Origin of the sequence: Mesorhizobium sp. M0633, from assembly GCF_040320645.1 — a bacterium.
Classification (GTDB): Bacteria; Pseudomonadota; Alphaproteobacteria; order Rhizobiales; family Rhizobiaceae; genus Mesorhizobium.
Genome location: NZ_JAMYQC010000009.1, coordinates 131,534 through 144,884, shown reverse-complemented (window position 1 = coordinate 144,884; position 13,351 = coordinate 131,534). Strand labels below are relative to the sequence as shown.

9 protein-coding genes and 1 pseudogene are annotated in these 13,351 nt (G+C 64.0%); all 10 read right to left on the bottom strand.

All coding sequences use genetic code 11. From position 1 onward, the window contains the following. Positions 1–35: 35 nt before the first annotated feature. Positions 36–1,435, bottom strand: a pseudogene (locus NKI47_RS12370) (FAD-binding oxidoreductase). A 183-nt stretch (positions 1,436–1,618) separates the two neighbouring features. Then, positions 1,619–2,875 carry a VWA domain-containing protein gene (locus NKI47_RS12365; protein ID WP_023676039.1) on the bottom strand — a complete coding sequence of 419 codons (1,257 nt, stop codon included), beginning with the start codon at positions 2,873–2,875 and terminating at the stop codon, positions 1,619–1,621. Then, on the bottom strand, positions 2,868–5,126 hold the full coding sequence (locus NKI47_RS12360) for a DUF5682 family protein (protein WP_352590287.1): 2,259 nt from the start codon (positions 5,124–5,126) through the stop codon (positions 2,868–2,870). Before NKI47_RS12360 ends, NKI47_RS12365 begins: the two co-directional genes overlap by 8 nt. 4 nt (positions 5,127–5,130) lie before the next feature. Beyond that, positions 5,131–6,210: an ATP-binding protein gene (locus NKI47_RS12355; RefSeq protein WP_023676037.1), complete on the bottom strand. Its 1,080-nt coding sequence runs from the start codon at positions 6,208–6,210 to the stop codon at positions 5,131–5,133. A 20-nt stretch (positions 6,211–6,230) separates the two neighbouring features. Next, a complete protein-coding gene (locus NKI47_RS12350) occupies positions 6,231–7,355 on the bottom strand; it encodes a DUF5691 domain-containing protein (RefSeq protein ID WP_352590284.1) in 1,125 nt (374 codons plus the stop codon). A gap of 305 nt (positions 7,356–7,660) precedes the next feature. Beyond that, positions 7,661–9,061 carry an SWIM zinc finger family protein gene (locus NKI47_RS12345; RefSeq protein ID WP_352590282.1) on the bottom strand — a complete coding sequence of 467 codons (1,401 nt, stop codon included), beginning with the start codon at positions 9,059–9,061 and terminating at the stop codon, positions 7,661–7,663. 192 nt (positions 9,062–9,253) lie between these two features. Next, positions 9,254–10,534 carry an amylo-alpha-1,6-glucosidase gene (locus tag NKI47_RS12340; RefSeq protein ID WP_023676034.1) on the bottom strand — a complete coding sequence of 427 codons (1,281 nt, stop codon included), beginning with the start codon at positions 10,532–10,534 and terminating at the stop codon, positions 9,254–9,256. A 32-nt stretch (positions 10,535–10,566) separates the two neighbouring features. Next, positions 10,567–11,607, bottom strand: a complete 1,041-nt coding sequence (locus NKI47_RS12335) for an ABC transporter ATP-binding protein (RefSeq protein ID WP_023676033.1) — start codon at positions 11,605–11,607, stop codon at positions 10,567–10,569. Positions 11,608–11,628: 21 nt separating this feature from the next. Continuing rightward, the gene (locus NKI47_RS12330) at positions 11,629–12,471 is read right to left on the bottom strand and encodes a carbohydrate ABC transporter permease (protein ID WP_023676032.1); all 843 of its coding nucleotides are present in this window, start codon (positions 12,469–12,471) and stop codon (positions 11,629–11,631) included. Next, positions 12,468–13,313 (bottom strand): carbohydrate ABC transporter permease, encoded by an 846-nt coding sequence (locus NKI47_RS12325; RefSeq protein ID WP_352590279.1) that lies wholly within the window; start codon positions 13,311–13,313, stop codon positions 12,468–12,470. Before NKI47_RS12325 ends, NKI47_RS12330 begins: the two co-directional genes overlap by 4 nt. Positions 13,314–13,351: the final 38 nt, after the last annotated feature.

The window sequence follows — 13,351 nt, the reverse complement described above, 5'->3', positions numbered from 1 at the left end:
AGACAGTATCCGGCCAGCGCTACCGGCCTTCGATTTCAGCCCGGCGCCAGGTCGAAGATGCGCCCGGCATTGAGGATGTTGTTCGGGTCGAAGGCTGCTTTCAGGCGGCGCATGGCCGCGATCTCGGCGTCGCTGCGCACAAGGTGCAGCCATTCCTTCTTGTCGAGGCCGATGCCATGTTCGGCCGAAACGCCACCGCCGGCGGTGGCAACACCGCGGTACACGATGCCGTATGCGGCCGCCGGATCCGCGGTGCGGACCTGATAATGCAGATTGCCATCGCCGAGATGGCCGAAGACGTAGATGTCGGCGCCAGGGTCGACGGCCCTGATGGCGGCTTCTGTTTCGCCCAGGAAAGTCGCCATTCTCGCCAGTGGGATGCTGATATCGACGCCGATCAGGCCTGCCATCGAAAACAGGAAACGGTTGGCCTCTTCTCGCACCGCCCAGAGCGCCCGGAATTCGCGCGGCGATTGCGAGACGACCACGTCGTCGATCACGCCATCTTCAACCGCCTGCATCAGCACCGCGGCAAAACGTTCGCCGTCGCGGTCGGGCTCGCTGCCCTGTATCTCGGCAAGCACATAGACGGGCGAGCCGGCGGGCAGCGGCGCCGGCGCCTCCATGCCGGCGATCATGGCGCCATAGAGCGGTGCGAAATTCACCTCATAGGCCGACAGCAAGGGCCCGAGCTTCCGCCTGAGCAGCGCAAGCAACGTGATCGCCGCGTCCAGCGAAGCAAGCGCGCAGAAGGCGTTGATCTCGGTGGCCGGCTTCGGATGCAGCCGCAGGCATGCGCGTGTGACCACGCCGAGCGTGCCTTCGCTGCCGATGAACAATTGGCTGAGATCGTAGCCGGAGTTGTCCTTCGCCAAACCCTTGAGCGAGGTCAGGATACTGCCGTCGGCAAGCACCGCTTCCAGCCCAAGCACCTGCGCCCGGTACATGCCGTAGCGCAGCACGCGGATGCCGCCGGCATTGGTGGCGACATTGCCACCGACGGTGGCCGTGCCGCGCGCTCCGATGTCGACGCCGAACAGCAAGCCGGCCGCATCGGCGGCTTCCTGCACCGCTTGCAGCGGCGCGCCGGCCTCGGCGATGATGGTCGCCGCCTCGCGGTCGAGAGCTTCAACGGAAGTCATGCGCTCCAGCGACAGCACAGCTTCGCCGGGTTGGATGCGAGCGCCGCTGGCAAGCCCGGTCCGGCCCCCCTGGACCACAAGCCTCTGCCCCGCCTCATTGCACAGGCGCAGTATGTCCGACACCTCGCCGGCAGTGCGCGGTCGCAGCACGACCTCCGGCCGCGCACCGGTCTTGCCGTCGGGTCTTCCCTGTAACGCGGCCCGGCCTCATCTGCCGAGACGATCGCCGACCGATCCAGCCGACCCTCAAGTCGCGACAGAAGTTCGGCGGTTCGCGAGGAGAGGGCGCTCACGGATGCTATTGGCGCGCAGATATCGATGCAACGCACGCGAAGACCGCTGAGGATTGCAGGAGCGGCTTGACGCGAATTTCGCTGGAAAGAAAACATGCGGAAAACCCGCCAAAAATGCAGTCGGTTGCTGTCGCCATGCACCGCTCCTGTAACAGGTCGACCATAGGCGCGGACCGCGTTTTGTCAAACTGTGGCAGTTGGTGATGGGTGGCTCGACGCCTGCGTTTCGGCGCGGACCACCTTGATGTCGGCGCCTGCCGCCCATGCTCCGATATCGTCGCGGCGTAAGGCCGCAGCCATCATGTCCGGAAACAGATCCGGCGTGCAGGCGAAGACGGGAATACCAAGGGCTGCTACCGAGCCTGCCATTGTTGGATCGTAGCCGGGCCGGCCTTGATCGGTCAGCGCCAGAAGCACGACGACATTTACGCCGGATCGAACCAGCGCTGCCAGTCGCCGCAGCAGTTCCTGGCCATTACCGCCTTCATAGAGATCGGTGATCAGCACCAGATGCGACTTGGTGGGCCGTTCGATACGGTCGGCGCAATAGGCGACCGCCTGATTGATGTCGGTGCCGCCGCCAAGCTGCACGCCGAACAGCACCTCGACGGGATCGCTGAGCTCTTCGGTCAGGTCGACGATCACCGTATCGAAGCAGACAAGCTTCGTGCGCACAACCGGCAGCGAGGCCATCACCGCCGCGAAGATCGAGGCGTAGACCACCGAGCTTGCCATCGAGCCGGACTGGTCGACGCAGAGAACGACCTCATCCAGATCGACAAGCCGGCGCTGCTTGCGCATGAAGCCGACCAGTTTCTCCGGCACGATGGTCCTATGCTCGGGTTGATAGTGGCGAAGGTTCGCCGAAATAGTGCGCTGCCAGTCGATATCGCGTGCACGCGGGCGGTTGGTGCGTCTCGATCGATCGAGAGCGCCGCGTATCGCCTCGGCGGTCTTCTGCTCCAGCTTCTGCATCAGCTTGCCGACGATATCGGCAATGATCGTCCGGGCAATGTCCTTGGTCTTGGCCGGCATGACCGAGCGCAGCGAAATCAGGTCGGCGACGAGATTGACGTCCGCCTCGATCGCCTTGAGGAATTCCGGTTCCATCAGCATCTGCTTCAGGTCCAGCCGTTCGAAGGCGTCCTTCTGGACGATCTGGACGACCTGCGCCGGAAAGAAGGAGCGGATGTCGCTCATCCATTGTGCAACGCGCGGCGCCGACCGGCCAAGGCCGCCACGCCGCTTGCGTGGGTCGGCAGAAGCGGCGCTAATGCCGTCGCCGTAGAGAGCGTCGAGTGCCGCCGAAAGCCGTTTGTCGTCGCTGGAAAGTGCCCCAGACGTTTCGTCATCGGCGCCGATCGCCAGTCGCCAGCGGCGCTCCCTTCCGCCATCGGCAGTGAGCGGGCCGGGTTCGTTCATTTCGGCCTCGTCATCCATTGCCGGTTTCTCCGTTGAGCAATGGTCCAAGCAGCCCCAGGTGCCGGCGCCATGCCTCGCCGCCATCCGGCGTCGGCGTCAGGCCAGCCGGCAAGCGCGCGGCGCGGCCGAGGACCGCTTCGATCAGCCGGCGGCGTTCCATGCGATCCAGATTGGAAAAGACGCGGCGCAGCAACGGCAGGTGCGCGATGAAAGCATCTTCGTCCAGGGATCTGAGCCACCCATCGACCGCACCGCGCAGACCCTCGTCATAAATCAGCCGTTGACCGGCTGTGCTGAAGAAGCCTTCGAAGAACCCGGCCGCGTCAGTGACAGGCGTCCCCGGTGACAGGCGTCCCCCGAGCAGCCCGGCAGCGGCTTCGGCGGACAGGCGACCAGCTTCATACAGCAGGTGTGCGGCGCACCCGGCCAGCAGCGCCGTCGACCGTGACGCCTCCAGTACGGCCGCCAGCCCGTTGCGCCATCCGTCCAGCACGTCTTGGCCGGGTTCGACCAGCCTGATCGCCTCATCGGCCTTGCGCATCGCACCAACCAGTGTCGCGGCGGCCTGCTCATCCAGATCGCGCGCAGCGTAGGGAAGCGCGATCGCACCTTCGACGATCAGCCGCTCCATGAGGCCGGACAGCCGGTCCGTTTGCGTTTTGCGGGCCTCGCCGTAGCGGACAATGTCGGCGAGCGGCGGCACCGACGCCAGGATCTCCAGGCATTCACTGCTGCGCGCCGCGCGTGCCTCCAACGCCGTGAGGCCGGCAGTCGATGCTTCCGACAGGCCTGCAGTGATGGCGCTCTGGACCAGTGCCGCAAGCGTATCGAGCGTCGCCGCCGTTTCGATCATCTGGATCAGGCGGCCATTGGCAGCCTTTTCGATGGTCGGCCCGTAGATCAGGTTCTCGACCAGACGGACGGCATATTCCGGTTCCCACGCTAGGGTCCACCGCTCGCGGAAGGTGCCACGGCTGCGGCCGCTGTCAGTCAACTTACCCCAATGCACACCAAGCACGTGCAGCCGATGCAGCAATGTCGAGCGGAACAGCCCGCTCTCGCTTCGCAGGTCGACCGACAGTTCCCGCTCCAGCGCCTCGGGTTTTAGGCGCGCCGCCTTTTGGCTACGCTGCAGATCCTCGATCAGTGGCGCCAGCGGTGTGTCGGGCGGAATTTCGCCGACGTCCGAACCCAGAAGCAGCTCGGCCTCGACCAGCCCCCACAGCAACGCTTCGCCGTTGAAGAGGGCGGCGATCGCGGCGTCGCGCAATTCCTCAAATCCGGGTTTCGGTCGTTCGCGAATCGCGGCTAGCGTCCGGGCGAGCCGCTCCGCTTCGATCAACGAAGCGGTCGAGATCAGGTGACCCTTCGCCCGCAGCACGGCGGCGATCGTCGCAAGCCACAGGGTCGCCGCATCGCGCCGGCCGCGCGTGCGCCAGAGATGCTTGCACCAGCCCGGTGCGACGACGCCCGCGCCATAGCCGTATCCCCGCGCCAGGCGCGGTCCCGTCCAGGGTGCCCATGTCATTGTGCTCTTGCGCCGGGCAATTCCCTTGATCAGGACCTGATCGTTTTTCTGAGTGTGGGTGGCCTGCAGCGCCGGCACATGCCATGCCCCGCAGACGACGGCGATCGGCCCGTCGAACTGCTTACGCGCCTTGGCGATTTCGAGCCGCATATGCGCCTCGCGCTTGGCTTCGAACTGCGCGATCGGACCCTCACCATTCCGCAGTGTCGTCATCGCATCGGCGATGGCCGCAAATATGGGGCCGGGTTCCGGGTTCTGTTCAATGATGTCCGACCACCAGCTTTCGCCGTCCTCATAACCGGCGGCGTGTGCCAGCATGGCTATCGGATCACGCGGAAGCGGAGCCGCGTCACCATCCTCGGGGGCTTGGGTAGCTTCGGTCGCATCGGTGTCCTCCGCGCCACCGATCGCAGCAGTGGTGAACCGTGCCGATGACGGCAGGTCGATAAACTGCAACGTCGCCTTATTGCCCACAGCCCAAAGCGCCGCCTGGTATTCGGGCGAGAACTCGGCAAAAGGCCAGAAGCTTGTCGAAGCCGGATCGTCCTCCGGATAGCAAAGGAGCGCCACAGGCGGCTGCATTTCGGGGCGGGCCAGCATGGGCAGAAGCTCAGAGGCGTCGATCGGCCCCTCGATCAGCACGGCGACCGGGTTCAAATCCTGCAGTGCCTGCACCAGGCTGTCGGCGGAACCCGGCCCGTGATGGCGTATCCCGAAATAGGCAATGTCGCCGTGGCCCATGGCGTCAGATCGCTGCGTTCAGCGCCGCGTAATAGCCGGCATAGTCGGCCCGCTTCTTGAGCACGGTTTCCAGATATTCCTCCAGCACCACCTTGTCCTGCACCGGATCCTTCACGATCGCGCCGACAAGGCTGGCGGCGAGACCTTCGGCGCCGAGCTTGCCACTGTCGAACCACGCCGCCTGGCTGAGCCCGCCAACCATCGTGGCGATCGCTTCTGCGGTCGACAGCGAGCCGGAAGGCGTCTTCAGCGTCACCTTGCCGTCGGCAGTCGCGCCGGAGCGCAATTCGCGGAAGATGGTCAGCACACGGGCGATCTCCTCGCCGACATTTTTCGGCACCGGCAGGTCGAGTCCGCCAGCCATCTCGTCGACCCGTTTGGAGACGATCGCCACCTCTTCGGCCATGTCTTCCGGCAATGGCAGCACCACGACATTGAAGCGACGCTTGAGCGCCGAGGAGAGCTCGTTGACACCTTTGTCGCGGTTGTTTGCCGTGGCGATAATGTTGAAGCCGCGCTGGGCGTAGATCGAGGTGTTCAATTCCGGGATAGGCATCATCTTTTCGGAAAGCACGGTGATCAGCGTGTCCTGCACGTCTGAGCCCATGCGGGTCAGTTCCTCCAGCCGGCAGAGCTTGCCGTTCTGCATGGCTCGGTAGAGCGGCGTCGGCACCAACGCTTCCTGGCTCGGGCCCTTTGCCAGTAGCTGCGCATAGTTCCAGCCATAGCGGATCTGGTTCTCGTCGGTGCCGGCCGTGCACTGCACGATCAGCGTCGAGTCGCCCATGATGGCGGCGGCAAGATGTTCAGACACCCAGGACTTGGCGGTTCCGGGAACGCCGAGCAGCAAGAGTGCACGGTCGGTGGCGAGCGTCGCTACCGCGGTTTCCATCAACCGGCGGCGACCGACATATTTTGGCGTTACCAAGGTGCCGTCACCGGCCTTCCCGCCTAGCAAATAGGTCAGCACAGCCTGTGGCGACAGGCTCCAGCCGGCAGGCCTCTGCCGGTCGTCATCGCGCGCCAGCGCCTGCAATTCCGAAGCGTAGGCCTGCTCGACCGGGAGGCGGATGGCTGCGTTCATTTTGCTGTTCTCCGGATTGGTCATGTGTTGCTTCCAGGCCCCGCCAGTGATGCATTGAGACGTAGAAGCCCGAGTGAAGGAGCCGCGGGCGGCACGCCCGCCGCGACCATGTCGTCGATCAATTTCGCTGCCGTGGTCGCGGTGGCAAGGAAGCCGATCGTCTCCAGTACATCGTCGAGACCCCGCCGCGCGGCGTCGTCTTTTCCGCCGGCGGCGGAACGCAGTGCGGCGAGCGCCTGTCCATTCGTCAGGTCGTCCCATTCCAGCCAGTCGACATCGATGCCTTCCGCCAGGTTGATCATGCCAAGATAAGTTGTCTCCTTGAGGATCAGCCTGATGAGGACACGCTTTCTGCGGCTGTCCAGGCGCGGCATGAGGTGAAGCACGAACAGCGCCGGTTTGCCGCCTTCGGCGATAAGCGTATCCGCCATCTGCGTAAGGGCGGCTTCGCTCCCTGAGGCGGCGACCATTCGTGCGATCAGGATGTCGGCTTTATTGTCGGCACCAAATTGCCAGCCTCCTATGAATTCGGCTTCCGTAGTGTTGAACCGTTCGGTAAGGTCGACGAGGTTGCATATCTCGAACAGTTCGGCGCGGCGTTGCTCCTGCACTTGGGATTTTAGTTTTGCTGGAGTGTAGATCGTCCGGCGGCGGATGAAGCCCGATCTGCCTTCAGTGATAAAGGCGGCGAGTTCGGCTACGGGATCGTCCGGTCCACCGTCGCTCGGGCGAACGTGCTCTCCTAATCTTGCCAGCAGCCGGCCAGCCAGTTCGCGCACCTTGCCGGACCTGTCGGCGGAAAGGCTTTTCAGGAAAGGCACGTCCTCGGCACTCAGGCCGAAGCGCATAAGCTCGACCAGCGCAAGCCTGACTTCCGCCGGTTCGCCCGACGCCTTGGCTTCGATCAACATTCGAGCCGATGTCGGGTCGGTACGGCGCATATCGGCAAGGACCAAGCGTCGCGCGGCGGGATAGAACTCATCCCAGTTTTCCGCAGTCAGTTTCTCTTGTGGGGCAAGCCTTTCCCCGTTCATGCTTGCTTGCCAGTCTACCCATGGTGCGTAGACGTCCGGGCTGTTCTGATCCGAGGGCATCCAGTCCATGGGATGGAGCACAAAGCCGCGGCTGGCGACGAGCGCCGCCACGCGTGCCTTTCGCCTCGCGTCGGCGGCGTGCTTCAGAGCGGCTCTCAACAACGGCCGAAATCGTGCCGGCAGAATGGGCAGGGCAAGTCTGGGCAGCGGCGGACGACGCTTGAGTGTCGTCGGCGCGGCCGGCCGCAGCGCGACGTCGAGCGCTTGTGCTGCGATTGCAAGGAGCCGGCGCTCCTGTTCGTCGGGACTTGCACCGCCGGCGATTGCCTTCCATCCGGCCGGAGCCAGATCGAACGTAGCACCGCCGGTGATCCAGCAATCGCGCATTGCCGCCAGGCCTGTTTGCTCGCTTTCGTTCACGCCAGATCAAGCCTCCCGAACTCGCTTTGCGCCGCCAGAAGCTCAAGCCGGGCGCCGTTCCAGAGCGCTGCCGTGGCTGCAAGGTCGAGGCCGAGCAAGGTTTGATCTACCGCGCCGGCGATCGGCAAGGCGATCCCCTGCGGTTCATCCTCCGCCTGCCACCATGCCGTGCCCCGATCGTCGAGCAGGATAGCACCGGGCGGCAGCATGAGGGGACAATCGGCGATCCAGGGCGCGGCGTCCTGATGGGAAGCATGCGTGGCGAGCGGATCCTTCGCGGTGCCAAAAGCAAAATCGGGCCACGCGCCGGGCGCAACCTCCCCCATGCGCTCCACCACGAGGGCGCGGAGCGGCAGGCGTGATGGATAAAACACCAGTCGGGCATTGAAACGGTCGCCTGGTGCAAAAGCGTTGGACCGGCGCCCGGCCGAAGCCGGGAAAAAGTCGAGCAGCACGGCAAATTGCGGGGTGGCGCTTTTCAAATCGAGCAGCCAGGTCGAATGGCTGACCAGACCATCGCGGCGGCTCTCGATCTTCTCGCCGAGAACTTCCCAGAGGCTTTCAACCCGTCTTGCATCCGGACTGCTGAGAACCTGTTCGCGGGGTTCCGACGTTGATACGAGGCGCTTCAGCTCGGGGTCGTCGGGCTCCGACCGCCACGCCTTGGCCAGCAGCACGAGCTTGCCGAGCTCGCGGATTGCCGCATCAGACCGTTCCTCGCTGCGCAGCGCCATCAGCCGCGACGGAATCTCGTCGATACGGCCGGCGAGCGCGGCTGCCTTCATATCGACCAGCCGCGCAGCAATCCGCCGGCAACGGTCGCTGCTGGCGTCGACAAACCCGGACAGACCGAGCCGTAACTGGTCGGCAATCCACTGGTCAAGCTCATCGAGCCCAGCCGACACTGCTTCTCGTGTGCTTTCCGCCCGCTTGCGCTGCGCCGCCTCGCGACGCTCCAGCGCCGCGATGTCTTCAATGGCGGTGCTCTCGTCGGCTTGTGAGGCTTCGCCGATGCGCTTGGCTTCCGCACCGGGTACCGGTTGCGCCGGCTGTGGCGTTGTCTTCCTGCGTCGGCCAAGCCAGTCATTCACCCATTCCGGCGTGGTATTGGCAGCGGCAAAACTGGCTGGCGCGGTGGCGGCAATCCACATCAGGGCCAGAGTGTGCTTGCATGGGAATTTGCGCGAAGGGCAGGTGCATTTGTAGCCGTGATCACCCGTGTCGACCACCACTCGATAAGGATTGGAGCCGGAGCCCTGGCATTCGCCCCAGATGAGCGCCTGCTGCTCATGCTTTTCGAGCCGCGGCCAGTTCGTTCGTTTGGTGAGCTTGGAGGCGGCGCTCAGCGACGCCTGATCGGGAGCAAGCGCCTCAATGGTTTTCAGATCGAATTCCAAGCCGCGCTTCTCCCCGCCCCGACGCAGTATAGATAGCGGTTTGTGAAGAATTATTATAGCTCTGGCATGGTGAAGATTGGCATGCCTTGGCCCTGTTTTGATGGGCCGGGACATGCCTCAGACGCAAATGGGGTCGACTGTTATTCGGCAGACAGAACGGGCTTTGGTAGCCGGCGGCCTAGGCGGAAGCGTTCAGGCTCTGCCCTTCAGGAACTCGATCACCATTGCCGCGGTCCAGGTGAAGCGATTGCCGCCGAGCGGCTCGCCGCTGAGGGGATCGTAATATTCGGCAAAACCGCTCTCGGCGATCAGCTCGAGACTGGATTGCGTGATCCGTTGTGCGATTTGGCTGTGGCCGGCGGCGGCAAGGCCGTCGGCGATCATGTAGTTGACCACCAGCCAGACCGGGCCGCGCCAGTAGCGCTTTGGGTCGAAGCGCCCATCCTCAGGATCGTGCGACGGGACGATGTAACGCGCTTTGCCGGCGATGCGCTCGATCGTTGCAGCGATGGTCGCTGCCCGGCTTTCCGGGATGGCCGAAAATACCGACAGAATGCCGCCGACCGACGCGCTGTCAACATGCTTTCCGGCCACTCGGTCGAAACAAATGTACTGGCCATGCGCGTCGCTCCACAGCCGTTCCATTGCCGAAAGCCCCTTTTCGGCACGGGCGCGATTGGCTTCTGCGATTTCGGTTTCGCCAAGTGCCTCGGCGAGATCGGCAAGGTCGGCGGCGGAACGGATCAGGATGGCGTTGAAGCCGGGATCGACGACCTGGAATGGCGAGGCATCGTGCAGCCGGGCATTATCCCAGCCAAGCCCGCGGAAATGCTGCAACAGCCAGACATAGCGGTCATACTGTGCCTTGGTTGGACGATGCGCCGGATCGGCGTGCAGGATGTCGCGGCGGGTGTAGGGCTCGACGCCTTCGGTCGGCACGCGCTCGAACGCCTCGTCCCAGTCGATCGAGTTGTCGCGGCCGGACTCCCATGGGTGGATTATGGCGACCAGCCCTTCGCCGTCCGGGTCGCGATTTTCGTAGAACCAGCGGTGCCAGGCATCGATTTTCGGCAACAGCGCGCGGGCGCGATCGGCCGCCAGGGCCTTGTCCTTGGCCTGGTCGAACAAGCGGCGCACGGCAAAGCCGGCGACCGCCGGCTGGGTGATGCCGGAGGTGGCAGTCGGGCGGTTGGTTCGCCAGACCTCCGGCCCGGGGAAATAGCCGTCGCTCCAGACATGGAAGACGATGTGCGGCACCATGCCGTCTGGCCATTGGTGGGCGAACAGCGTGTCGATCTCGGTCCAGGCGCGCGCCTCGTCATAGTGGGCAAGGCCGAGCGCGGTCAGGCAGGAATCCCAGTTCCACTGAAACGGGTAGAGCCCCTTGGTCGGTATGGTATAGGTGCCTTGGTCATTTTCCCTGAGCACCTCGACGGCGCGGGCGATGGTTTCGTCGACAGCAAGAGATATCATCGGGGCGTTCGTACTTTCAGAATCGAAGGGGATCAAAGGGCGTTGGTGGTTTCGGGATCGAACCAGCGGACGCGATCGGGTTTGGGCGAAAGCCGCAAGTGATCGCCGACGGCGACCGTGGCATTCGATTCGAGGATGGCGCGGAACAGGCCGCCCTCGACGTCGCAGGTGACCAGCGTGTGCGGTCCGAGCGGCTCGACAACGCGCACGGTGGCGTTAATACCTTCGTTGCCGGCGTCCACATCCTCGGGGCGAATGGCGAATTCTATCGTCTGCTTGTCCGATTTGGGGCCGGGCAGCGTCAGCCCGGCGACGGTCCAACTGCCGTCGGCCGTCTTCGTCGCCGGGATGAAATTCATCGGCGGGTTGCCGATGAAGGAGCCGACGAAGCGGGCCGCCGGATTGCGGTAGACCTCTACCGGCGAGGCGGCCTGGACGATACGGCCCTGATGCATGACGGCGATGCGGTCGGCGAGGCTCATCGCCTCGACCTGGTCGTGGGTAACGTAGATGGTGGTGGTCTTGGACGCCGCGAGCACACCTTTGAGCTCGGCGCGCATTTCGAGCCGCAGCAGCGCGTCTAGGTTGGACAGCGGCTCGTCCATCAAGATCACGTCAGGCTCCATCGCCAGGGCCCGGGCCACAGCCACGCGTTGGCGCTGACCGCCGGAAAGCTGGCCCGAATAGCGCTTCAAAAGCTGTTCGATATGCATGAGCTCGGCGGTGCGGTTGACGCGCCCGTCGACCTCCTGCTGCGGCAGCTTCTTCATGCGCAGGCCGAAGGCGATATTCTCGAATACCGTCAGGTGCGGAAACACGGCGTAATTCTGGAACACCATAGCGATGCCGCGTTCGCGCGGCGGCAGATGGTCGACGCGACGGCCGCCGATCCAGACCTCGCCCTGGCTTGGCGTTTCCAGCCCGGCGACGATCCTCAGCAGCGTGGTCTTGCCGCAACCCGAGGCGCCAAGCAGCACCATGAATTCCTGGTCGGCGATGGTCAGGTCGATCGAATGCAGCGCTGTGAAGCCGCCGAAACGTTTTGCCACCTGCTTGATGACGATCTCAGCCATCGGCGTTCTCTTTTGTGCGCGTCATCGGTTGGCGATCCCCCACATGGCGAACAGATATTTGCGAACGGCGAAGATGAAGATCAGCGCCGGAATGACCAGTGCCGCGCCACCGGCAAATTTGAGGTAGAGCGGCGATTCGCCGAGGCTCTGCAACAGGAAGGCAGTCAGCGTCCGGTTCTCTATGGTGAGCACTGCGGCAGCAAACACCTCGTTCCAGGAGATGGTGAAGGCAAACACCGCCGACGCCGCGATGCCCGGCAGCGCCAGCGGCAGAATGACTTTTCGGAATGCCTGCAATCTCGTGCAGCCGAGCGTCCAGGCCGCCTCCTCCAGCTCGACGGGAATGCCGGAGAACAGCGAGAAGGTGATCAGCACCGCAAACGGCAGCGCCAGCGTGGTGTGGACCAGCGCCAGCCCGATCGCGGTGTCGTCGAGGCCGGTGCGGATGAACATCACCGCCAGCGGCAGCGCCAGCAGCGGCAGCGGGAAGGCGCGGGTCATCAGCACAAGGAAACGGAACGTTTCCTTGCCCGGGAATTCGAAGCGCGACAGCGCGTAGCCCGCGGGTGCGCCGAAGCCGATCGAGAGGAGCATCGTCAGCGTGGCGACGAGAACGGAGTTCCACAGCGCCTTGGCGACGCCGGCGAAATTGATGAAGAAAGAAAGGCTGCCGAAATCGAATGACGGGAAGAAGCGCTTGGGAAAGGCGGTCACCTCTTCCGGCGACGACAGCGCGTTGACGATCAACAGATAGATCGGCAGCAGCACCCAGACGCAAAGCAGGATGACCGTTGCGACCAGCAACCAGTTGCCGGCTTTGCGGGCCTCAGGCGCGGCGATCGAGAGCTCCGCGACAGTGCTCATATGCGAGTCTCCTTCGGCACACGCAGCACCCGCAGGAAGAACAGCGTGAAGCCGATCGAGATGGCGAGGATGAACAGCGCCATGGCGGCGGCGACATTGTGGTCCTGCAGCGTGAACTGCCAATTGTAGGTCTCGCCCATCAGCACCGGCAGATTGGTGCCGCCGAGTGCTGCAACCACGGCAAAGACCTCAAAGGCAAGGATGACGCGCAGGATGATCGCCGTCTGCAGGCTTGGGCGCAGCAGAGGCAGCGTGATCTTGATGAAGCGCTTCCACGGGCTAGCGCCAAAAACCTCCGCCGCCTCGTAGTATTCCCGGGGGATCAGCCCCATGCCGGCGACCAGAATGACCATCATGATGGCGGTCGCGCGCCAGATCTCGGCCAGCGCCACGGCGATGAAGATCGTCAGCTTGCTCTGGTAGCCGAGGAACATGACCGGCCTGTCGATGACGCCGAGATTGGAGAGCAAGGTGTTCAGGAAGCCGGACTGGTCGAAGATGGCGAGCCAGATCAGCCCGGCGGCGAGATCGGAGATGCCGAGCGGAATAGCGAAGACGTAAAGCGCAGCGCTGCGCCCGGTTTCAAGCCGCGACACCACCGTTGCCATCAGCAGCGCCATCACCAGTTGGATCGGCACGACGATGGCGCTCAGCAGCAGCGTATTGCGGACAGTGACCGGAAACTTCCAGCTGCCCGCCATGGTGCGGAAATTGTCGAGCGTAAAGCCGCCGTCGCGGGTGAACGCCTCGAAGGCGACCAACACGAACGGGTAGAGGAAAAAGACACAGAGGAACAGCGTCGCCGGCGTCAGCAGCAGATAGGGCAGGGCCTTGCTGTGCATGGAGCGCTCTCTATTCGAAGCTTCAAAAGGGGTGGGCG